This window comes from Dactylosporangium sp. CS-047395 (assembly GCF_050942185.1).
In the GTDB taxonomy this organism is placed as follows: domain Bacteria; phylum Actinomycetota; class Actinomycetes; order Mycobacteriales; family Micromonosporaceae; genus Dactylosporangium.
In genome coordinates this window covers 5,921,571-5,942,832 of the sequence record NZ_CP192015.1, presented here as the reverse complement: position 1 = coordinate 5,942,832, position 21,262 = coordinate 5,921,571, and the positions used below count along the sequence as shown (strand labels likewise).

Sequence of the window (21,262 nt, the reverse complement as noted above, 5' to 3'; positions counted from 1 at the left end):
ATCGATCGACCATGGGGGATGGTGCGGTGATCCGGCGGCAGCAGCAGGGGCGGGCGCGGCTCGCGCAGGAGCGGGGCTGGCGGTACGCGCGGCGGGGTTCGCGGCCCGGCTTCGGGGTGGTCGAGGCCCGCTGGCGGGCGGCCGGTGCCGAGGTCGACGAGCTGGATCCGGCCGATGAGCTGACCGGGGCGGTCGCGCCGGGCGGGCGGCCGTTCACGCTGTTCGACACCACGGTCCTGGGGTCCTCCGCGGGGTACCGCACCGTCAGCGTGCTGCACCTGCCCGTCGCCCTGCCACCGGTGGCCGTCGTGCCCGACCCCGACAACGGCGAGCCCCTCGCTGAGGGGCGGGTCGGGCCGGTGCCGCCGTGGGCCGCGCTCGCCTTCCAGCATCCGCCGGAGCTCGACGGGGCGCCGCCGGCCGCGCATCCCGGGTTCGCCGAGGAGCTCGTCACCGGGGAGGTGCTCGACGTGACGCGGCGCTTCGGGCTGCTCGGGTGGCGGATCGCGGGCAAGGACCTGGTGTGGGTGTCGCGGCCCGGCGACCGGCTGGTGCCCGAGCGGGTCGTCGCCGTCCTGCAGGCCCTCGCCGCCCTCGCCGCCGCGCTGCCGGCTCCCGTGGTCCACCGTTACCGCGTGGAGTAGATCAGCAGCGTCGCGATGACGCCGTCGCGGATCGTGAACGCCAGCACCGCGGTGCCCGGCACGTCCAGGCCGGCCGAGCCGTTCACCAGCACCGGCCGGGCCCGTTCGGCGCGGGACGCGAACAGCGCCGCCTCGTGGGCCACGTCCGCCGCGCCGTGCAGGACGCGCAGGCCGGCCGGGGTCGCGGCGCGCAGCTCGATCCGCGGGTCGAGGACCGCGAGCAGGCCGCCGAGGTCACCGTCGCGGGCCGCGGCCAGGAACGCGGCCAGGACCGTGCGCTGCCGCGCCAGGTCCCGGTCGGGGACCGGGGCGGCGCGGGCCCGGCGGCGGCCGCGGCTGGCCAGCTGCCGGGCGGCCGTGACCGAGCGGCCGAGGATCGGGGCGAGCTCCTCGAACGGCACCCCGAACGCGTCGTGCATGACGAACGCGACCCGCTCGGCCGGTGTGAGGGTGTCGAGGACGACGAGCAGCGCCAGCCCGACGGCGTCGGCGCGCACGGCGGCGCTTTCCGGGTCGTCGTCGGCCACGAGCGGGTCGGGCAGCAGCGGAGGACGGCGGGCCCGCAGCTGGTCGATGCAGATGCGGGCCACCACGGTCGCCAGCCACGCCTTCGGGTCGCGCACGTCCTGCGCGGTGCGGGCCCGCAGCCAGGTTTCCTGCACGGCGTCCTCGGCCCCGGCCCACGAGCCCAGCAGCCGGTACGCGATCGCCTGCAGGTAGCTGCGGTGCTGCTCGAACTCCACGGTCACATCCTCGGCCCGGTCCTCGTCCTTCTGGAACAAGACGAAACCCGGAGGATCACCGTGACAGCGACCACCATCGAGATCGACCGTCCACCCGCCGACGTGTACGCCTACGCCACCGACCCCGCCCGCTTCCCCGAGTGGCAGGCCGACGTCCGCCGGGTCGAGGTGCACCCCGACGGGCGGTTCACCACCGTGCGGCGCATCGCCGGCGTCGACCGGCCGATGCTGCAGGAGATCACGCTGGCCGAGCCGCCGGTGCGCTGGGCGGCCGGGGCGGTCGGCGGCGCGGTCCGCCCGGAGGCCACCATCACCGTCGAGCCGCTGGACGACGGCCGCCGCTCCCGGGTCACGTTCACCCTGGACTTCACCGGCCACGGCCCCGCCGACCTGCTGGTGCCGGTGGTGCGGCGGATGGCCGCGAAGGCGGCGCCGCGGTCCTACGCGCGGCTCAAGGAATTGCTGGAGCGGCGCTGACCGCCGGCTGGTCGAGCCCGGTGATCATGGCGGCCAGCCGGTCGTTCGCCTCCGGTACCGTCAGCAGGTCGGCCATCGCCGCGCGCAGCGCGTCGACCTGCGGGCCGGGGCGGGACAGCGCGACCTGGGCCCGGGTGTTCGCGAGCACCCGGGCGGCGACCGGGCGGCGCTCGGCCTCGTAGGTGTCGAGCAGCCGCGGGTCGGCCCCGCGGATGGTCGCGGCGAGCTTCCAGCCCAGGTTCGTCGCGTCCTGCAGGCCGGTGTTCAGGCCCTGCCCGCCCGCCGGCCAGTGCACGTGCGCGGCGTCGCCGGCCAGCAGGAACCGGTCCCGGCGGTAGGTGGCGGCGAGGCGGGCGGCGTCGTGGTACCGCGAGATCCACTGTGGACTGTGCAGGCCGAAGTCGGTGCCGGCCATGGCGGTGAACAGCGCGCGGAAGGTCGCCAGGTCCAGCGGCGCGTCGCGGGGCGCCGGGTCGTACTGGTTGATCATCAGCCGGTGGCAGCCCGCCTCCAGCTGCAGGACGGTGTAGTCGCCGAGCGGGGTGCGCCGCTGGAAGATCGGGCCGTCCGGCGGGTCGGCCAGCTGGACGTCGGCCAGCATCGAGGAGACGGTCGGGTCGGTGCCCTCGAACGGGATGCCGAGCAGGCCGCGCACGGTGCTGCGGCCGCCGTCGCAGGCCACCACGTAGTCGCCGCGGAAGGTCTCGCCGGCGGCGGTGCGCACCTCGGCGAAGTCCGCGCCCTGGTGCACGGCGGTGACCTCGGCGTTCCAGCGCACCCGGTCGCCGTATCCGTGCAGGTGCTCCTCCAGCAGCGCCTCGACCCGCGACTGGACCAGGCCCAGCACGAACGGGTAGCGGGTGTCGAGCCGCGACAGGTCCAGCCACAGGCCCGCGAAGTGCGCGTTGGGCACCCGGCGGCCCTCGGCGAGGAACCGCTCGGCCAGGCCGCGCAGCTCCAGGATCTCCAGCGAGCGCGCGTGCAGGCCGCCCGCCCGGGACTCCCCGGTCCGGGCCGGCCGGCGGTCCAGCACCTGCACCGCGATGCCGGCCAGCCGCAGCTCGCAGGCCAGCCAGAGGCCGGTCGGGCCGCCGCCCACGATGATCACCATGACAATTCCTCCCCGATCCCTCTAACGTCGTTAGAGACGACCCAAGGATGGCTCTAACGTTGTTAGAGTGTCAAGTCATGGCCATCAACCCGGGTGTGATCGCCCGCACCGGACTCGAACTGCTCGGCGAGGTCGGGCTGGACGGGCTCACCATGCGCCTGGTCGCCGAGCGGCTCGGGGTGAAGGCGCCGACGCTGTACTGGCACGTCAAGAACAAGCAGCACCTGCTCGACGCGATGGCGGCGGTCATGTTCGCCGACGCGATCGAGGGCCTGGACGCCGACGGGGCACTGTGGGCCGAGTTCGTCGCCCGCCGCGCCCGCACGCTGCGCAAGATCCTGCTGCGGTACCGCGACGGCGCAAGAGTCTTCGCCGGCACCAACCTGTCGGGCCCCGACCTGCCCCGCGCCATGGAGCAGACCCTCCAGCTGCTGGTCGACGCCGGGTTCTCGCTGCCGACCGCGGCCCGCGGGTTCGCCACGGTGCTGCACTACACCGTCGGATACGTCATCGAGGAGCAGGCCCGCGCCGGCACCGCCTACGACGACAACCCCTACGACCCGCAGGCCCTGACGGCGGCCTTCCAGCCCGGCCGGTACCCCCTCGCGGCCCGGGCCGCGACCGAGGTCTTCTTCTCCCCGGACCCCGACACGGACTTCGACGCGGGCCTCGGGTTCATCGTGACCGGCCTGGCCGCGACCCTGCCGGACCCGGCCGGACTATGATTCCAGCCGCACGGGACGTCCCTGGATGGAGGCTGCCGTGGCATCGGACTGGACCGGCCGCGCCGGCACCGACCTCGCGCACCCGGCCCGCCGCTACGACTACTGGCTGGGCGGCAAGGACAACTACGCCGCCGACCGGGAGTCCGGCGACGCCATCGCGGCCGCCTTCCCGGCGATCCGCACCGCCGTGGTGGAGAACCGGGCCTTCCTGCGCCGGGTGGTGCGCACGCTCGCGGCGCAGTACGGCATCCGGCAGTTCCTCGACATCGGCACGGGCATCCCGACCAGCCCCAACGTGCACGAGGTGGCGCAGGAGGTGGCGCCCGCGGCTCGGGTCGTCTACGTCGACAACGACCCGATCGTGCTCGCCCACGCCCGGGCGCTGCTGACCGGCGCGCCGGAGGGTGCCACCGCCTACGTCGACGCCGACCTGCGCGACCCGCACCGCATCGTGGCCGATAAGGCGCTCAAGGCCACCCTCGACCTGACCCGGCCGGTGGCGCTCATGCTGGTCGCGGTCGTGCACTTCCTGCCGGACGACGACAAACCGCACGAACTGGTCGCGGACCTGCTCGCCGAGCTCGCGCCCGGCAGTTTCCTGGTCATGTCGCACGCCACCACCGAGGGCCTCGACCCGGAGCTGGCCGCGCAGATCCAGGAGGGCCGGCACGGGCCGGGCCGGCTGCGCGACCGCGACGAGTTCGCCCGGTTCATGACCGGCCTCGACCTGCTCGACCCCGGGATCGTCTCGGTCGCCGAGTGGCGCGCGCAGGACGAGCCCCGGCCCCGACCGGCGTTCGAGGAGGTGGCCGTCTGGGGCGCGGTTGGGCGAAAAGCGGCTGGGTAACTGGTACCGCATGAAGGACTCGATGGGCACGACCGGCACCCCCGGCAGCGACGGGGCGTCGGTCATCGACGAGGAAGACAAGGTCAACGGCTCGGCCGAGGGCGTGCCGGTGGTCTCGCTCGGCGGTGAGGTCGACGACCCGCTGATGCCGTTCGACGACAAGGTCGACGCCGAGGGCAAGCTGCACCTGCCCCGCGACGGCAACTCCACCCAGCGCGGCTGACGGCACCGCGCCATCGACCGCGCGCGGGCAGCGACCCCGGCGCGGCTGACGCCACCGCGCCGTCACACCGCGCGGGCAGGATCCAGCGCGGTCAGCGGCGCAGTTCGGCGTACCGGCGCAACAGCAGGCCCTCGCGCAACGCCCACGGGCAGACGTCCAGCGAGCGCACGTCGAGGGCCTCCATCACGGTGACGGCGGTGACCGCCCCGGCGAGCAGCTGCCGGGCGCGGGCCGCCGCGACCCCGGGCAGCTGGGCGCGCTCCCGCGGGTCCATCGCCGCGAGCTTCGGCACCCACCGGCGAAGGGCCCGCCGCTCGAGCCGCTCCCCGTCCCCGGTGAGCCGCGCCAGCTGCTTGAACGTCTTCGAGGTGCCGACCACCCGGTGCGGGTGCGGCCCGCCCGCCAGCTCCCGCGCGACCGGCTTGACCAGGGCGCGCACGTGCCGGCGGAGCCGCTCGACGGCGTCCCGGCCGGCCGGGTGCTCGGGCAGGTAGCGGCGGGTGAGCAGGCCCGCGCCGGCCGGGAGCGACACCGCCACGTCGGGCTCCGGGCCGGTCCCGGCGGCGATCTCCATCGACATGCCGCCGATGTCGAGCAGCCACAGCCCGTCGGTGGCGGCGTGCAGGCGGCGGACCGCCTCGAACGTCACGCGGGCCTCGTCCTCGCCGCTCAGCGAGCGCAGCTCGACCCCGGTCGCCTCGCGGACCCGGCGGCGGATCTCGGCGTTGTTGGTCGCGTCGCGGATCGTCGCGGTCGCCAGGGGGATGAGGTCGGTCGCCTCGTGCGCGCGGAACGCCTCGACGGTCGCCGCCACCGCCTCGACGACCCGGTCCACGCCGCCGGGGGAGAGCGCACCCTCCGGGGTGACCTCCTCGGCGAGCAGGGTGGGGGCCTTCAGGCGGTACACGAGCAGCGGTGGTCTTCCCTTGCGCGCCTGCACGATCTGCAGGTGCGCCGAGTTGGACCCGACGTCGAGCACGGCGAGCAGCAACGGGCGCCTCCCATCAAACCGAACACGCTACGGCATGAAAGGCGCCCGTTACCCTTGATTGTCACCGAGCAAACACACCGGCGGGCGCGGGTGCGTACCCGGCCGGGCGCGTGGTCAACACGCCGCGGCCCTGCGTGCGGCTGCGCAACCGGGTCGCGTAGCCGAACAGCTCGGCCAGCGGTACCGTCGCCGTCACCACGACCGTGTGCCCGCGCGCCTCGGTGCCGCCGACCTGACCCCGCCGGGCCAGCAGGTCGCCCAGGACGCCGCCGACCATGTCCTCGGGCACGGTCACGGTCACCTCGGCCACCGGCTCCAGCACGGCCATCTGCGACTCGCGCAGGGCCAGCTGCAGCGCCTCCCGCCCGGCCAGGCGGAACGCGAGCTCCGAGGAGTCGTGGTCGTGCATCCGGCCGTCGGTGAGCACGACCTTGACCCCGACGACCGGGTGCCCGGCGACCGGCCCGGCCGCGAGCGCGTCGCGGCAGCCGAGCTCGACGGCCCGGATGTACTCCCGGGCCACGTGCCCGCCGACCACAGTGGACTCGAACACGAAGTCCTGTCCGTCCACTGGGGACACGTCGAGCTGGACGTGGGCGTACATGCCGGGGCCGCCGTCCTGGCGGACGTAGCGGTGGTAGAAGCCGCTGACGCCGCGCACGAGGGTCTCGCGGTAGGCGACCTGCGGGCGGCCGACGGCGATGGCCAGGCCGTTGTTCGCCGTGCGCATCTTCTCCACCGCCACCTCCAGGTGCAGTTCGCCCATGCCGCTGAGCAGGGTCTGGCCGGTCTCCGGGTCGGAGCGCACGACCAGCGCCGGGTCCTCCTCGACCAGGCGCGCGAGGGCCGTGGCCAGCCGGCCGGAGTCGGCGCGGCTGCGGGCCTCGATCGCCACCGAGACCACGGGTGCGGCCCGGTTCGGCGGTTCGAGCACGACCCGGTGGGCCGGGTCGCACAGCGTCTCGCCGACGCGGGCGTGCTTGAGCCCGACGAGCGCCACGATGTCGCCCGCCCCGGCCTCGGGTATGTCGGTGTACCGGTCGGCCTGGATGTGCAGGATGCGCGCGACCCGCTCCTTGGCGTCGGCGTTGGGCTCGTACACCTCCGCTCCCTTGCGCAGCGTGCCGGAGTAGACGCGGGCGTACGCGTACCGCCCGGTCGTGCTCGCCTGCACCTTGAACACCAGCGCCGCGAACGGCTCGTCCGGGTCGGCGGGTGCCGGCAGGTACGCGACGACCGCGTCGAGCAGTTCGGTGACGCCGATGTCGCGGTAGGCGGCGCCGCACAGCACGACGACGGCCTGGCGGTGCAGCGTCAGGTCCCGCAGCGCCCGGCGCAGGGTGTCCTGGCTCAGCGTGCCGGTCTCGACGTACTCCTCCAGCGCCCCGGTGTGCAGTTCGGCGACCCGCTCGACGAGCTCGAGCCGCTCCGGGCGGTCCGACGGCACCGTCAGGTCGACGACGCCGGTGAAGCCGGACTCGGAGCCGATCGGCGCCTGCACGACCAGCGGGACGACGCCGAGGCGGTCGCGGATGGACGCCACGGCGGCCCCGAGGTCGGCGCCGGCCCGGTCGAGCTTGTTGACGAACGCGATCCTGGGCACGCCGTAGCGGTCCGCCTGCCGCCACACCGACTCGCTCTGCGGTTCAACGCCGGCGACGCCGTCGAACACGGCGACCGCCCCGTCGAGCACGCGCAGGGCCCGCTCGACCTCGTCGGCGAAGTCGACGTGGCCGGGCGTGTCGATGAGGTTGATGCGGTGACCGTCCCAGTCGACGCTGACCGCGGCGGAGAAGATGGTGATGCCCCGGTCGCGTTCCTGCGCGTCGAAGTCGGTGACGGTGGTGCCGTCGTGGACCTCACCCTGCTTGTAGGTCGCGCCGGTGGCGAACAGGATCCGTTCGGTGGTCGTGGTCTTGCCCGCGTCCACGTGGGCGAGAATGCCGATGTTGCGGACGCGATCGAGTTGCTTGCGCACTGTTGCCCCTTGGGCTCGTCACTTTGGACAGGACAGCGCGATTCCGCCCGCTCTCGCTACGGCAGAGCGGGACGTCCCAGTGCCGCCGCGCGAGCGGACACCGGAGGCAGGGAAGACACGCGGATCACTTCGTGCTGCACGGCGGTCTCCCTCCACTCTCGACGGACGCAACTACGCCAACAGTAGCGTCGCCGCGCAAGCGTATATTCCCGCCATGCGCGCTCTGGTCGTCGGCAACACGGACGGTATCGGCCTCGCCCTGACCCGTCACCTGCTGTCCGAGGGCTGGACCGTCGCCGGCATCTCCCGGCGGGCGGCGTCGCTGGACCACGCGGCCTACGAGCACTTCGTGGCCGACGTTGCCGTCGATCCGCTGCCGGCCGTCGGCGAGGTGGACCTGTGCGTCTACGCGGCCGGCATCGGCGAGCCGCTCGACCTCGCCGACCTTGGTGAACAGACCGCCGCGCTGCGGGTCAACCTGCTCGGCGCCGCGCTGGTCGCCGAAAGCGTGCTGCCGGGGATGATCGCGCGGGGGAGCGGCCACTTCGTCGGGCTGTCGAGCCTGTCGGACATCCTGGTCACGCCGGCCGCGCCCGGCTATGCGGCCTCCAAGGCGGGGCTCACGTCGTACCTGCTGAGCCTCGGCAAGGCGCTGCGCCCGCACGGGGTGGCGGTGACCGCGGTCCGGTTCGGGTTCGTCGACACCAAGATGGCCAAGGCCCCGGTCACCCCGCTCAAGATCTCCGTCGAGCAGGCCGTGGACGTCCTCATGCGGGCCGTCGACAAGCGTCCGGCCGTCGTCTCCTATCCGCGCCGGATGGCCGTGGCCGCGCGGCTGCTGTCCGGGTTCAGCCGGCGCTAGCCCGGAACCGCAGCCGGTTCTCCCGGGCGTCGACCCGCACCTTCGTGAACCCGGCCGTTTCCAGGCGTTCCGGCAGCGTCGCCGGGTCGAGCGGCACCATGACGTCGCCGATGTGCAGCAGCCGGAACCGTGGCGTGGGCAGGCTGTCGCTGCCGGCGAACACCCCGCCCGGCCCCAGCACCCGCCGGGCCTCGGCGAACAGCCGGTCCTGCTGCTCCACCGACGGCACGTGGTGCAGCATCGTGAAGCACACGACCGAGTCGAAGCCGGCGTCGGGCAGCGGCATGGCGGCCCCGTCGCCGTCGAGCACCGTCACGTTCCCGGCCACGTGCTGCCGCAGGCGCGCCGCCAGCTTCGGGTTCACCTCGATGACGGTGATTTCGCCGGTACCGCGGGCAAGAACCCGGGTCGTCGCCCCGAACCCGGGCCCGATCTCCAGCGTCCGCGCGCCCAGCGGCACGTCCTCGAGGGCCCACGGCAGCATGTACCGCTCGACCGTCTCGAACCACTTGGCCGACTTGCACAGCCGGTTGTGCAACAGGTTCATGCCTCGACGCTAGCGATCCCGGCCGATGGCGGCGAGATGCTAGCCTGCCACGTGATAGCGAATTCCGGACATCCCGTGATGCTGGTCGGCGAGCGCATCATGGGCCACGGGTCCGGCTTTGCCCCGCACACCCACCCGGTGCACCAGATGGCCTGGGCCGCCTCGGGCGCGGTGTCGGTGACCACCGCCGACGGGGCCTGGGTGCTGCCGGCGACCCGGGCGCTGTGGATTCCGGCCGGCGTCCCGCATTCGGTTGACGTGACCACCTCCGCGGTGTTCCGCAGCGTCTACCTGGACCGCAACCCGCACCGGTGGGCCAGGCCGACGGTCGTCGCGGTGACGCCGCTGCTGGACGAGCTCGCGGTGTACCTCATGGACACCGCCCTGCCCGCCGCCCCTCGCCGCCGCGCGGAGGCGGTGCTGCTCGACCTGCTGCGCCCGGTGACCGCCGCCGCGCTGTCCGTGCCGATGCCCCGCGACGAGCGCGCCCTGGCCGTGGCCCGCGCGCTGCTGGCCGACCCGGCCGACGGGCGCGACCTGGACGCCTGGGGCCGCCAGGTCGGCGCGAGCGGGCGGACCCTCGCGCGGGCGTTCGCGGGGGAGACCGGGCTCAGTTTCGGCCGGTGGCGGACCAACGCCCGGCTGCGGGCGGCGCTGGTCCTGCTCGCCGCGGACACCCCGGTCGCCGTGGTGTCGCGCCGGGTCGGCTACTCCACGCCCAGCGCGTTCATCGCCGCGTTCCGAGCCGCCCTGGGCGTCCCGCCCGGCTCGTATTTCGGAACTTGAATCCACTCGTTAGGGTGAATGTCTACGGACGGGGGGAGTTCGCAGATGAGCCGACTGGGCTTCGGGGTGCTCATGTTCCCGATCCACCGGCCGACGCACAACCCGACGCTGCAGCTGGAGGGCGACCTCGAGCTCGCGGAGCTGTGCGACAAGCTGGGTTTCGACGAGTTCTGGTTCGGCGAGCACCACTCCGGCGGCTGGCAGATCATCGGCTCGCCCGAGCTCATGGTGGCCGCGGCCGCCCAGCGCACCAAGCGGATCCGGCTCGGCACCGGCGTGAGCACGCTGTCCTACCACCACCCGCTGACCCTGCTCGACCGCATCATCCAGCTCGACCACCTGACCCGCGGCCGGCTGCTGTTCGGCGTCGGCGCGGGCGCGCTCGCCCTCGACTCGACGATGATCGGCCACGACCCGATGCAGGCGCGGCGGATGATGGAGGAGTCCCTCGAGACGATGACCGAGCTGCTGGCGTTCGCCGGGCCGGTCAGCCGCAGCACCGACTGGTTCGAACTGCGCGACGGATATCTGCAGCTGGCGCCGTACAACGGAAGCCTCGACATCCGCGTCGCCGTGTTCCGCTCCCCGTCCGGTCCGCGGCTGGCCGGCCGGTTCGGGGCGGGCATGCTGTCCTTCGGCGCGTCGGCCGCCGTCGGGCTGGGCTCGGAGAACCCGATGACGACGGCGTGGCAGATCGCCGCCGAGCGCGCGGCGCGGTTCGGCCAGACCATGGACCGGCGCCGCTGGTCGGTGATGAGCCCGATGCACCTGGCCGAGACCGAGGCCCAGGCCCGGCGGGAGGTGCGCTGGGGGCTGCCGGCCTACATCGGGTACATCCGCCAGATCCTGCCGATGAACGTGCCGGTCGACCTCGACGACGCCGACGCGGTCGTCGACGTGCTGCACACCGTCGGCCACGCGGTGATCGGCACGCCCGAGATGGCCATCGAGCACATCGAGCGGATGCAGCGCATCAGCGGCGGCTTCGGCACGTTCGTCATCGAGCACGCGGACCTCGCCGACCCCGAGGCCACCCGCCGCTCCTACGAGCTGTTCGCGCGGCGGGTCATGCCGCACTTCACCGGCGCGCTGCGGCCGCGCCTCGCCGCGTACGCCCGCGAACTGGAGCACGACGGCCTGACCCGGCGCACGATGGCCGCCGCGCAGGCCAAGGCCGGGGTGGAGCACTCGCGCGACCGCGCCGCCCATCTGGAGAGGACACACAGTGACGACCCACGTTGAAGTGATGGTGCTGGGCAGCGGGATCGGCGGCAGTACCGTCGCGGCGATTCTGGCCCGGCAGGGCGTCTCGGTCGGCATCGTCGACGCGGCCCGCCACCCCCGCTTCGCCCTCGGCGAGTCGACGATCGGCGAGACCTCGTTCCTGCTGCGCCTGCTCGCCGCCCGCTGGGACGTGCCGGAGCTCGCCCAGGTCTCGACCAGCGCCGGCATCCGCGACCACGCCAGCCACCGGTGCGGCATCAAGACGAACTTCGGCTTCGTGTACCACCGCCCCGACATCGACCACGACCCGTACGAGGTCACCCAGTGCTCGGTCTCGGAGGGCCCGTTCGGCCCCGAGTCCCACCTGATGCGGGCCGACATCGACAAGTACCTCTTCGAAGCCTCCGTCCGCCACGGCGCCGTGGCCCGCGAGGGCGTGCGGATCGCTGATGTGTCGTTCGGCGACGTGGTGTCGATCGCGCTCGACAACGGCGAGATGTTCACGGCCGACTACGTCATCGACGCCACAGGTCGTACGTCGGTCCTCGCCGACAAGTTCGGCCTGCGCGACGAGCCGTGCCGCTTCCGGACCGACTCCCGCACCATCTTCACCCACATGCGCGGCGTCAAGCCCTACGACGCGGTCGAGGAATCCAGCGGCCAGCCCAACCTGTGGCACGAGGGCACCCTGCACCACCTCTTCGACGGCGGCTGGCTGTGGGTCATCCCCTTCGACAACCACGACGCGTCGGAGTCGGACCTGGTCAGCGTCGGCCTGAGCCTGGACACCAAGCGCTTCCCGAAGCCCGACGGCGCGACGCCGGAGGAGGAGTGGAACGCCTTCCTGTCCCGCTACCCGGCCATCGCCCGCCAGTTCGAGGGCGCCACCTCAGCCTTCCGCTGGATCTCGACGGGCCGCACCCAGTTCTCCTCGTCGCGGACCGTCGGCGACCGCTGGGTCCTGATGAGCCACGCCGCGGGCGCGATCGACGCCCTCTTCAGCCGCGGCATGGCCAACACCATGGCCGTCATCGAGGCGTTCGTACCCCGCTTCCTGGACGCCCGCCGCGACGGCGACTACAGCGCCGCCCGGTTCGCGTACATCGACACGCTGAACCAGAACATCCTGGAGAACAACGACAAGCTCATCGCCGGCTCGTACATCGCCTTCCGCGACTTCGACCTGTGGCGGGCCTGGTCGAAAATGTGGTACCTCGCCTGGAACCTGGGCGTCATCCGCATCGCCGGCACCTACTACCGCTACCTCGAAACCGGCGACGACGCACTGTTCGACCGCCTGCACGCCGGCCCGGTGCCGGGTTCGTTCGCGCCCGACCTGCCGGTGGCGCAGGCACAGTTCGAGGCTTGCTACGCGTTGATGGAGCGGGTGAAGCAGGGGACCCTGACGCCGGAGGAGGCGGTGACGCAGCTGGCGTACCTCCTCGGCGACGGCGAGGCCTCACCGTCGCCGCTGAACCTGCACGATGTGCTGCGCCGCTGGCACGACGGGTCGATGGAGACGCAGCGCCTGATCTACCAGTGGGGCAGGACGGCGGGACCGGCGGCGCTGCGGCAGTTCTTCGAGTACGACCGCGCCACGATCCCGATCGCCGCGGAGAAGGTCCTCACCGCGTGACCCTGGCCGCCGCCGTCGCCGTGGCCGACCGCCTCGGCCCGGTCCGGTCGTTGGTGCTGCACGGCTCGCTGGCCTCGGGCGACTTCCGTCCGGGCCGCAGCGACATCGACCTGCTGATGGTCGTCGACAGCCCACCCGACGCTTCCGTCGTCGAGCAGGTCGTGGGTTCGGCTGACCTCGGCGCGGCGGCGGCGCTCGACCTGCACGTCGTGCTGACCTCGGCCGCCGCCCGGCCGGTCCCCGCGCCGCCGCTGGAGCTGTACGTGCGGCGGCATGCGGGCACGCCCGGCCTGGACGTCGAACGGCGGGCCGCTGCCTCGCCGGATCTCATCCTCGAGCTGTCCACTGCGCGGTCCGGGCGCGTGCTGCGGGGCGAGGCGGTGATCGGGGCCGTGCCGCCGGCGTGGGTTGTCCAGCGGGGGCGGTACTGGCTGCGGGCGTGGCAGGCGCTGACCGACGACACGGCGCACGCCGCGTTCATGGCGCTGACGGCGTGCCGGATCTGGCGGTTCGCCCACTCGCACGGCCACTCCTCGAAGCTCGCCGCCGCCCGGTGGGTTCTCGAGCGGGAGCCGTCGCTGGCGTCGGTGCGGGGGGCGATCCGGCAGTACGAGGGCGACGCGACCGCGACGATCGACCGCCGTGACCTGGCCGAGCTGCTCGCCACGGCCCTGCGAGAGACCGACCGCTGACGGGCGGGGCCGACCAGGCGTTGGACGCCGCCGAACGGGCCATCAAGGCGTTTTCGTCGATCACCGATCGTCCCTGTCCGTACAAGGTCGCCGTCCTCGAGCCGAGCCGGCGCGCCCGCCAGACGTTCAACTGAGCCGCGGAGCTACAGCCGGCAGGGCACCCAGAACACGTAGTCGGCGGTGTAGGCGACCGCCCGGGGTGCGTCGGTCCCTGGGTTGCACGCACCCGTCGGGCCGACGCCGCCGGTGGTGTTCACGCGGCTGATGAACTGGACCGGGTCGAGTTCGCCGCGGGTGGTGTTCTCGTGGGCGGCCACGTGCAGCAGCAGCCACGCGATGGTGCCGTCCTTCGGGACCGTTACGTCGACCGCGCCCAGGATGATCGAGTGGTCGCGGTCGGACTCCCAGCGGGGGCCGGCGTAGTGGTGGATCGTTGTGGCCGGGCGGCCGTAGCGCTGCAAGCGGGCCTCCGGCGTCGACTTCGTCGCCCAGGTGGTGGTGCCGTCCGGGTTCGTTGTGCAGGCGTACGTCTGGGTGCCCGTCGTGACGCGGTACGCCGAGCCGATGCGGAAGTCGCTGCCGGGGGTCGGGGCGCCGGGCGGGAGGTGGAAGCGGGTGCCGGCGAACCCGTCCGTGGCGGCGGACGCGGTGCCGGCGCCGGGCGCGATCAGGGTTGCCGTCGCCGCCAGTACGAGCGCGGCCTTCTTGGATGCACGCATGCCGGCAGCCTATGGCCGTGCCCGAGCTATCGGCGCTGACGAATATCCAACAGGGCTGCGGTCGAACCCGGCGGGGCTGGCATCCGTAAGTGGTCAGGCTGGGCGGTACACCTGGATCGTGACGCCCTTCGCGTCGGTGCGGGACTTCAGCAGGTCGAGGGGCAGCTCCGGGCCGTCCGGCGGGAACAGGCGGGTGCCCTGGCCGAGGATCACGGGGACGATTACGAGAGTCAGCTCGTCGATCAGGCCGTGCGCCAGCAGGGCGCGGATCAGGGTGCCGCTGCCGTGCACCTGCAGTTCGCCGCCGGGCTTCGCCTTCAGGTCGGCGACCGCCGTGGCGAGGCCGGCGGGCAGGACGGTGGTGCCGGACCAGGACGGGGCCGTGAGCGTCGACGAGGCCACGTACTTCGGGCGCGTGTTCAGGGCCTCCCAGGTGCGCTCCCAGCCCGGCACGTCGGCGGCGGACAGGGTGCCCCAGGAGGACTGGAACAGCTCGTACGTGCGGCGGCCGAACAGGAAGGCGTCCGCCCGGTGGTACGTGTCGTCGATGTAGCCGGTGGTGTCCCGGTCGCCCTTGCCCAGCGCCCAGCCGCCGCGGGTGAAGCCGCCCCGGCGGTCCTCGTCCGACGTGCCGCCGTTGCCCTGTACGACGCCGTCGACGGTGATCTGGGTCATGGTGGTCAGCTTCATGGTCGTGTCGCCTCTCGTCCGGACGGCCTCTGGTGGGCGGTCGCACCCCTCCTACGAACGCCCGGGGCCCGATCCGACACCCGCTGCGGAAAATTTCCGACAGGGCCGGGCCGGGGCGCACAGTACGGTGCCGCCCATGAACACCCTCGCGCGTCAGGTCGTCAGCCTCGTGGTCGGGCTGGCCGGGATCGTGCTGCTCGGGATCGGGATCAACACCGTGCTCGACATCGGCAGCTGCTCGTCCGGCGGCCCGTACGTGAGTGTGCGGCCCTGCCCCGAGGGGACCGGCACGGTGTTCTGGCTGATGATCCTCGGCGTGTTCGGGTGGGTCGCGGGGATGCTGCTCAGCCCGCGGCAGTTCTTCGCGCCCGGGGCCGGGCAGGTGCTGTGGACCGTGGCGTTCGCCGGCGGCGGCGTCGCACTGTTGGTCAAGGTGCTCACCCAGCCGATGCCGCCGGACGCCAAGCTCGGGGCGTCGATCATGGCCGCGGTGTTCGTGCCGATGGGGCTGGGCGTCGGGATCGTCGGGGTGGTGCAGCTGATCCGGCGGCGACCCGGAAAACCGAGCAAGAAGGAGCCTGTTTCGACGGTACCGGTGGATGACGCCTGGTCGCGCATGAAGGCCCTCAACGACCTGCGCAGCACCGGGGCGCTGACCCGCGCGGAGTTCACGGCGCTGCGCGACGCCCCGGGTGACTCGGCGGCCGGGCGGGTCGCCCTGATCCGCGAGCTGCAGCAGCGGCGGGAGCGCGGCGCCCTGAGCACCTCGGAGTTCGAGTCCGGCAAGCGCCGGGTCCTCAGCGGCGAGACCGTCGAGTGAGGAGCGTCCTGCTGGTTGTGGCCACCGCGCTGGTCTGGCTGGTCGCCGGGATCGCGGGCGCGCTCGGCGGCTGGATGTGGTGGGCCGTGGCCGCGCTGCCGACCGCGGCGTTGCTCGCGGCGCCGATTCCGCTGTTCAAGCTCTCCGGCGGGCGGACCTGGCCGACCTGGGTGGCGTACGGCTTCGTGTTCGTGCTGCTGCTGACCGCCTACGCCGCGCCCGGCGACTGGTACATGCGCGCCGCCGGAAGCCGCGTCACCGCCACCGTTCGCGCGGCGGCCTGCATGGAGACGAGCCAGGACCGCTGCCTGTACCACTACACGCTGCACGACCCCGCCGGCGCCCCGCTGCCGGGGGTGTTCCGCGACACCGTCGAGTACGAGTACGGCGCGCCGATCGACGTGGTCGTCGACCCGCGCGGGCTGCTCGCGCCGCGGCTCGCCGCCGATCTGGACAGCCGGGTCTTCGACGTGCTGACGCTGGTCGCGTTCGCGGGGTTCGCCGCCACCGTGGCCGCCGCCCACCTGGTCGGGCGGCGGGCCTTGCCGCCCGCGCGAGCACACCGGTAAAACCGGTGGATGGGGTTCACGGCTCCGTCTGCCGCCGCGGTGTACGGGTACCTGCTCGGCGGCGGCCCGTCCCCGGCGCTGACGGACCGGTTCGGCTGGAGCATCCTGCTCGTCAACGACTCCTCGCGGGTCTGCGCGGACCTGCTGGACCGGCACGCCGAGGAGCTGTGTGCGCGTACCGGCGGCCGGGTCCGGTTCGGGTTCTTCACCGGCGTGCCCCAGGAGCGGCTGGACTACCTGGCCAAGCGCGGCGGCGCGGCCCAGACCGGCTCTTCGTGGCTGCGCACGGTGCTCGACGTGGTGGCCCGGCCACGGAGCGGGCTGCGGCCGCCGGCGTATTCCCGGTCCGGCCCCCAGATCGCGCTCGACCGGTCGCCGGACACCCGGCTGCGGGCGGTACCAGGGGCGGATGCGGCGGCCCGCTTCGCCCGGCGGCTCGGGATCGGGCCGTTCGTGCCGTGCCTGGTGATGGTCACCGACGCCGGTGAGCGGCGCATCCACGTGCTGCGGCTGGCCGGGCGGGGCGCCGACGCCGTGCACGCGCGGGTGCTGAGCTGGATCGACGCGTACCACGAGCAGAACCGGGCGGTGCTGGAGCGGTGGACGGCGGTCGAGGAGGCGATCGCGGCCTGCGCGCGGGCCGCCCGCACGTCGCTGAGCACCGTGCGGACCTGGCCGGAAAGCCGGCGCGCGGATCTCGCGTGGCTGGCCCGCATCGCCGGGCTGCTGCTCGACCTCGAGGGCGGCGGGCGCGACGGGATCCGCCGGATCCGCCAGGTGTACGGTGCGCCGGCGCCTTTGCGGCACGTGCTGATCGACCTGGAGACCGCGCTCGGGCGCAGCGACCAGCAGGAGCGGGCGGCCCGCGCGTGCGCCGCCCTGTCCGCCGAGATCGACAGCGCGCCCGACGACCGGCTGCGCGCGGTGCTGGGCCGGATGCACGCACAGTGCCCCGACGACGTGCGGCGGCGGCTGCGCGAGGCGGCGGCGACGCTGGGCCGCTCACCCAGCCCCTGCGGCGCCGCCGACGAGCTGGCCCGCTGGTGGCGCAACGCCGCCCTGCCGCTGGTGTCGCGGCGCGAGTTCGGCCGGTGGACGCGGGCCCTGCCCCGGCCGCTGGCGGCGCCGGTCGACGCGGCCGCCTGGCACGTGGCGTACGCGGTGTTCCGGCGCGCGCTCGGCGCCCTGCCCCTCGCCGGGTCACCCGGGGATCCGGTCACGCCGGTCGTCGACGCGCTCGCCACGTGCGCACCGGCCGAGGTCTGGCGCGACGGCGCCCGGGCGCTCGCCCCGCCGATCGGGGCGGCGGTCCAGCGGCTGCGCTCGACGGCCCCGCCGTGGCTGGCCGACCGGGCGCCGGCGGCCACCATCGGCGACGTGGTGCCGATCGGCGCCTCCTACGACCGGGAGACGTTGCGCGCGTTCGTCGCGTCGTCCCCGTTGCTGGCCGGGCTCGTACGGCTGCGGCCCGACCCGGCGGAGCGGGTCCGGGCCACGGTCGGCGCGGCGCTGCTGGACGCCGCCGGGCGGCTGCCGGAGGAGGCGCGTACCGGGCGGCGGGCCGCCTACGCCGCGGCGCGGACCGCGCTGGAGCGGGTGCATGCCGAGCTCGCGGCCTCGCTGGAGCGTTCGGTGGCCGCCGGTCCGCCGCCGGGGCCGGGCCGGCGGGAGACGGGGGCGCTGCTGGCCGCGCTGGACGAGTACGACACGGCGGTCGCCGCCATCCGCTACCCCTACATGCGCGATCCGGAGGTCATCGAACTCACCGCGGACCTCGACCCGTTCACGGCGGCGGACCTGGGACACGGTGGCGGCGCCGCCACGACGGACCGGCTGCGCCGCGAGCTGGCCGCGGCCGAGGAGGCGGCGGACGAGGCGGAGCGGTTGCGGGAGGCGGCGCGGGCGGCCGGGGCCCGGTACACCCCGCTGGCCGAACTGCGCGCCCGCCTCGAGGCGGCGCTGCCCGGCGGACGGGTCGAGGAGCTGCTGGCCGCGGGCGACGCGCTGGCGGCCGCCGCGGCGTTGCGCGAGGCTGAGCTGACGCTCCTGGGCGGGGAGGGGCCGCTGAGCGTCGAGGAGCGGCGGGCGCTGCTGCTGGCCGAGATCGGCGTCCTGCCACCCCGCGCGGAGGACGGCTGACGCCGGCCCGGGTCGCCACGCCGCTGCCGGCGGGCGGGGCTCAGGCCAGCGCCGCCGGTCGGTGCGTGGCCAGCCGGACCACGCCGGCCGTGATCGCGGCCAGGCACAGCGCGAACACCGCCATGTCACCCGGGCTGTGCGGGATCTCCTCGTGCAGCAGCAGCGCGCCGAGCAGGACCGCCGTGATCGGGTTCGCGATCAGGTCCGCCGGATAGCCCACGCCCAGCCCGTCCGCGGCGAACGCCAGCTGCAGCAGGATGAAGCTCGCCGCGGCCGCCGGGGCCAGTAGCACCGTGGCCACCATGGCGTCCGCGTCGGTCAAGGCGCCCCGGCCGAGCTGGTGCCAGGCGGCCGCCACCGCGTCGAGGAGGACCGCGGCCAGCCCGGCGCTGCAGCCCGCGACCAGGCCGAACGCGGTGGCCCGGGCGCGGCTGGGCCAGCGGCGGGCCAGGCTCAGCACGACCGCGCCGCCCACCAGCAGCGCGCCGGCGGTCGCGATCGTCGTGCGCAACCGGAGCGGGTCGGCGTCGCCCGGGTCGCCGACCAGCAGGAAGAACGCGGCGAGGCCGGCGGCGATCAGGGCGCAGGAACCGTACTGCACCCCGCTCGGCCGCGCCGCCCCCAGCCGCCACGCGGTCAGCAGGGCGACCGGCAGGGCCAGGACCAGGCACGGCTGCACCAGGATGACCGGGCCGGTGGCCAGCGCGACCGCCTGCAGCAGGGCGCCGGCGCCGTCGAGGATGACGCCGGTCCGCCAGCGCGGGTCGCGCCAGGAGCCGGAGGAGGCGGCCGCGTGCTCCAGGGCCGTGGCCGCGCCGTAGGCACCGGCCGCCGCCAGGGCGCACGGGATCGCCACTTCGAGCATCATCGGATTTTTCCACGCGCGCGCCGAACTGTTAAGAACATTGACAGTCGTCTTACCAAAGGGCTTAATACAAGTCCTGAAGTTAAGGAGGCGCGAACATGGTCCCAACCCGGCCACTGTCCGCACTGCTCGTGGCGGCCGCCGCGGTCGCCACCCTCGCCTACGCCCAGGTGCCCGCATCCGCCGCGGCCACCAGCGTGCAGGTCTACTGGAGCTCCGAGTCCCGCACCGCGGGCTACGAGCCCAAGAATGCCAACTGGTACAGCAACCCCGCCACCGGCCTCGCCGGCACGCCGTACCAGCTGTCCCGCCAGTCCGACCTTCCGATCACCGCCGCGAGCGGGAGTGCGGGCATCGTTGTCGATACCAACACGCGGTACCAGAGCGTGCTTGGCGTTGGTTCTTCGCTGGAAGAGTCGACGATCTTCAACCTGTCGAGGATGAGTGCCGCGGGCCGCGACCGGGCGCTGCGCGCGCTCGTCGACCCGTCCGCCGGCGCCGGCTTCAACGTCGCCCGGATCACCTTCGGCACCAGCGACTTCACCTCGCACGACTTCTACACGTATGACGACGGGGCCGCCGACCCGTCGCTGTCGCGGTTCTCCATCCAGCGCGACATCGACTACAACATCATCGCCACGCTCAAGCAGGCGCTGGCGATCAACCCGAACCTGAAGATCTTCGCCAGCGCCTGGTCGGCGCCGCCGTGGATGAAGACCAGCAACAACATCATCGGCGGCAGCCTCAACAGCACCTACATCCCGACCCTCGCCACCTACTACCGGCGGGCGGTGCAGGCGTACGCGGCCCAGGGCATCCCGATCTACGCCCTCACGCTGCAGAACGAGCCGCTGTTCTCGCCGGCCGACTACCCGGGCATGCTGGTCAGCGCCGACCAGGAGCGGCAGCTGGCGGTGGCGCTGCGCACCGAGCTGTCCAACGCATCCCTCGGTACCGTGAAGATCTGGGCCTTCGACCACAACTTCAGCGAGGGCGTCTCCTACGCGAACGGCGTGCTGAGCGGGAACGGCTACGCGGCCGTGGACGGGATCGCCTTCCACGACTACGCCGGTGACCCCTCGGCGATGGCGACCGTCAAGGCCAGCTATCCGGCCAAGGACGTGCTCATGACCGAGCGTTCCGTCTGGGGTACCGCGGGCGCCGACCGGATCGTGCAGTACTTCCGCAACTCCGCCACCCTGTACGAGGGCTGGGTGAGCATGCTGGACCAGAACCGCTCGCCCGAGCGCTGGTCCGGTTCGCCCGATCCGACCATGCTCGTGCAGAGCACCACGAACCGCGACACGTTCTGGGCGCTGCCCGACTACAACATGGTCGCCCAGTTCTCGAAGTTCGTGCAGGCCGGCGCCCAGCGGGTCAGCACCGGCTACGGCTCCACCGGCAGCGTCACCAACGTGGCCTTCCGCAACCCCGACGGCACCCTGGTGACCGTCGTGGTGAACCAGACCTCGGCCGGCCAGGCGTTCACCCTGCGGGTCGGGTCGCAGCAGGTCAGCAGCACCCTGCCGGCCAAGACCGTCGGCACCTACCTGTGGGCCGGGGCCGACAGCGGCACGCCGACGAGCCGGACCGGGCGGATCAGCGGGTACGGCGGCAAGTGCGTCGACGTCTCCGGCGCCAGCAGCGCGAACGGCGCCAAGATCCAGCTGTGGACCTGCAACGGCACGACGGCCCAGCAGTGGACCGTCGGCAGTGACGGCACCGTGCGGGCGCTCGGCAAGTGCCTGGACGTGGCCGCGGCGAGCTCCGCGAACGGGACGAAGGTGCAGCTGTACGACTGCAACGGCACCACCGCCCAGCAGTGGACCGCCGGCCCGAACAACAGCCTGGTCGCGCTGGGCAAGTGCCTGGACGCCACCGGCCCGAGCTCGGCCGACGGCACCCAGCTGCAGATCTGGTCCTGCACCGGTTCGGCCAACCAACAGTGGATCTTGCCCTGACAGGTTTTGTCGT

The 21,262-nt window shown here is 73.5% G+C and carries 22 protein-coding genes; 14 read left to right on the top strand and 8 right to left on the bottom strand.

The window, feature by feature from the left end; genetic code table 11:
- Window positions 1-11 precede the first annotated feature (11 nt).
- Window positions 12-644, top strand: a complete 633-nt coding sequence (locus tag ACQP00_RS28015) for a hypothetical protein (RefSeq protein WP_433200011.1) — start codon at window positions 12-14, stop codon at window positions 642-644.
- On the opposite strand, the gene ACQP00_RS28010 is transcribed toward ACQP00_RS28015, so the two are convergent.
- A complete protein-coding gene (locus ACQP00_RS28010; protein ID WP_433200008.1) occupies window positions 629-1,426 on the bottom strand; it encodes a sigma-70 family RNA polymerase sigma factor in 798 nt (265 codons plus the stop codon). The two genes, ACQP00_RS28015 and ACQP00_RS28010, sit on opposite strands and share 16 nt — an antisense overlap.
- A 21-nt stretch (window positions 1,427-1,447) precedes the next feature.
- Between ACQP00_RS28010 and ACQP00_RS28005 the strand changes: the two genes are divergently transcribed.
- A complete protein-coding gene (locus ACQP00_RS28005; RefSeq protein WP_433200005.1) occupies window positions 1,448-1,864 on the top strand; it encodes an SRPBCC family protein in 417 nt (138 codons plus the stop codon).
- Here the strand turns inward: ACQP00_RS28005 and ACQP00_RS28000 are convergent.
- Window positions 1,839-2,975: an FAD-dependent monooxygenase gene (locus tag ACQP00_RS28000; protein WP_433200002.1), complete on the bottom strand. Its 1,137-nt coding sequence runs from the start codon at window positions 2,973-2,975 to the stop codon at window positions 1,839-1,841. The genes ACQP00_RS28005 and ACQP00_RS28000 overlap by 26 nt on opposite strands.
- 77 nt (window positions 2,976-3,052) lie before the next feature.
- Here ACQP00_RS28000 and ACQP00_RS27995 point away from each other — a divergent pair, with 77 nt between their 5' ends.
- Genes ACQP00_RS27995 through ACQP00_RS27985 form a run of 3 tightly spaced genes read left to right on the top strand, consistent with a single transcriptional unit; the run spans window position 3,053 to window position 4,770 of the window.
- Window positions 3,053-3,700: a TetR/AcrR family transcriptional regulator C-terminal domain-containing protein gene (locus ACQP00_RS27995; RefSeq protein ID WP_433199999.1), complete on the top strand. Its 648-nt coding sequence runs from the start codon at window positions 3,053-3,055 to the stop codon at window positions 3,698-3,700.
- A 25-nt stretch (window positions 3,701-3,725) separates the two neighbouring features.
- Complete coding sequence (locus tag ACQP00_RS27990) at window positions 3,726-4,547, top strand: SAM-dependent methyltransferase (protein WP_433199996.1); 822 nt, start codon at window positions 3,726-3,728, stop codon at window positions 4,545-4,547.
- Window positions 4,548-4,557: 10 nt separating this feature from the next.
- Window positions 4,558-4,770: a hypothetical protein gene (locus ACQP00_RS27985; protein ID WP_433199993.1), complete on the top strand. Its 213-nt coding sequence runs from the start codon at window positions 4,558-4,560 to the stop codon at window positions 4,768-4,770.
- A gap of 91 nt (window positions 4,771-4,861) precedes the next feature.
- On the opposite strand, the gene ACQP00_RS27980 is transcribed toward ACQP00_RS27985, so the two are convergent.
- Together ACQP00_RS27980 and ACQP00_RS27975 are read right to left on the bottom strand one after the other, a co-directional pair.
- Window positions 4,862-5,761: a Ppx/GppA phosphatase family protein gene (locus ACQP00_RS27980; protein WP_433199990.1), complete on the bottom strand. Its 900-nt coding sequence runs from the start codon at window positions 5,759-5,761 to the stop codon at window positions 4,862-4,864.
- A 61-nt stretch (window positions 5,762-5,822) separates the two neighbouring features.
- Complete coding sequence (locus tag ACQP00_RS27975; protein WP_433199987.1) at window positions 5,823-7,739, bottom strand: elongation factor G; 1,917 nt, start codon at window positions 7,737-7,739, stop codon at window positions 5,823-5,825.
- A gap of 214 nt (window positions 7,740-7,953) precedes the next feature.
- Here ACQP00_RS27975 and ACQP00_RS27970 point away from each other — a divergent pair, with 214 nt between their 5' ends.
- Window positions 7,954-8,601: an SDR family NAD(P)-dependent oxidoreductase gene (locus tag ACQP00_RS27970; protein WP_433199984.1), complete on the top strand. Its 648-nt coding sequence runs from the start codon at window positions 7,954-7,956 to the stop codon at window positions 8,599-8,601.
- Here ACQP00_RS27970 and ACQP00_RS27965 read toward each other — a convergent pair.
- Window positions 8,588-9,148, bottom strand: a complete 561-nt coding sequence (locus ACQP00_RS27965; RefSeq protein ID WP_433199981.1) for a class I SAM-dependent methyltransferase — start codon at window positions 9,146-9,148, stop codon at window positions 8,588-8,590. The two genes, ACQP00_RS27970 and ACQP00_RS27965, sit on opposite strands and share 14 nt — an antisense overlap.
- Before the next feature lie 78 nt (window positions 9,149-9,226).
- Between ACQP00_RS27965 and ACQP00_RS27960 the strand changes: the two genes are divergently transcribed.
- Genes ACQP00_RS27960 through ACQP00_RS27945 form a run of 4 tightly spaced genes read left to right on the top strand, consistent with a single transcriptional unit; the run spans window position 9,227 to window position 13,486 of the window.
- Window positions 9,227-9,934, top strand: coding sequence for a helix-turn-helix domain-containing protein (locus ACQP00_RS27960; RefSeq protein ID WP_433224018.1), 708 nt, complete (start codon window positions 9,227-9,229; stop codon window positions 9,932-9,934).
- Between the two features lie 45 nt (window positions 9,935-9,979).
- Window positions 9,980-11,176, top strand: a complete 1,197-nt coding sequence (locus ACQP00_RS27955) for an LLM class flavin-dependent oxidoreductase (protein WP_433199978.1) — start codon at window positions 9,980-9,982, stop codon at window positions 11,174-11,176.
- A complete protein-coding gene (locus ACQP00_RS27950) occupies window positions 11,160-12,794 on the top strand; it encodes an NAD(P)/FAD-dependent oxidoreductase (protein ID WP_433199975.1) in 1,635 nt (544 codons plus the stop codon). Before ACQP00_RS27955 ends, ACQP00_RS27950 begins: the two co-directional genes overlap by 17 nt.
- The gene (locus ACQP00_RS27945; RefSeq protein WP_433199972.1) at window positions 12,791-13,486 is read left to right on the top strand and encodes a nucleotidyltransferase domain-containing protein; all 696 of its coding nucleotides are present in this window, start codon (window positions 12,791-12,793) and stop codon (window positions 13,484-13,486) included. The genes ACQP00_RS27950 and ACQP00_RS27945 overlap by 4 nt, the downstream gene beginning before the upstream one ends.
- A 143-nt stretch (window positions 13,487-13,629) precedes the next feature.
- Here ACQP00_RS27945 and ACQP00_RS27940 read toward each other — a convergent pair whose 3' ends face one another.
- Window positions 13,630-14,205, bottom strand: coding sequence for a DUF3455 domain-containing protein (locus tag ACQP00_RS27940; RefSeq protein WP_433199969.1), 576 nt, complete (start codon window positions 14,203-14,205; stop codon window positions 13,630-13,632).
- A 93-nt stretch (window positions 14,206-14,298) separates the two neighbouring features.
- Entirely contained in the window at window positions 14,299-14,895 is a 597-nt protein-coding gene (locus ACQP00_RS27935) for a dihydrofolate reductase family protein (RefSeq protein WP_433199966.1), read from the bottom strand.
- Between the two features lie 136 nt (window positions 14,896-15,031).
- Here ACQP00_RS27935 and ACQP00_RS27930 point away from each other — a divergent pair, with 136 nt between their 5' ends.
- From ACQP00_RS27930 to ACQP00_RS27920, 3 genes are read left to right on the top strand one after another with little or no spacing between them, the layout of a single operon-like run.
- Window positions 15,032-15,715 carry an SHOCT domain-containing protein gene (locus tag ACQP00_RS27930; RefSeq protein ID WP_433199963.1) on the top strand — a complete coding sequence of 228 codons (684 nt, stop codon included), beginning with the start codon at window positions 15,032-15,034 and terminating at the stop codon, window positions 15,713-15,715.
- Complete coding sequence (locus ACQP00_RS27925; protein WP_433199960.1) at window positions 15,712-16,284, top strand: hypothetical protein; 573 nt, start codon at window positions 15,712-15,714, stop codon at window positions 16,282-16,284. Before ACQP00_RS27930 ends, ACQP00_RS27925 begins: the two co-directional genes overlap by 4 nt.
- 9 nt (window positions 16,285-16,293) lie before the next feature.
- Window positions 16,294-18,423: a hypothetical protein gene (locus tag ACQP00_RS27920; protein ID WP_433199957.1), complete on the top strand. Its 2,130-nt coding sequence runs from the start codon at window positions 16,294-16,296 to the stop codon at window positions 18,421-18,423.
- Between the two features lie 40 nt (window positions 18,424-18,463).
- On the opposite strand, the gene ACQP00_RS27915 is transcribed toward ACQP00_RS27920, so the two are convergent.
- The gene (locus ACQP00_RS27915) at window positions 18,464-19,291 is read right to left on the bottom strand and encodes a DMT family transporter (protein ID WP_433199954.1); all 828 of its coding nucleotides are present in this window, start codon (window positions 19,289-19,291) and stop codon (window positions 18,464-18,466) included.
- A gap of 95 nt (window positions 19,292-19,386) precedes the next feature.
- Between ACQP00_RS27915 and ACQP00_RS27910 the strand changes: the two genes are divergently transcribed.
- Window positions 19,387-21,249 (top strand): ricin-type beta-trefoil lectin domain protein, encoded by a 1,863-nt coding sequence (locus ACQP00_RS27910; protein ID WP_433199951.1) that lies wholly within the window; start codon window positions 19,387-19,389, stop codon window positions 21,247-21,249.
- Window positions 21,250-21,262 lie beyond the last annotated feature (13 nt).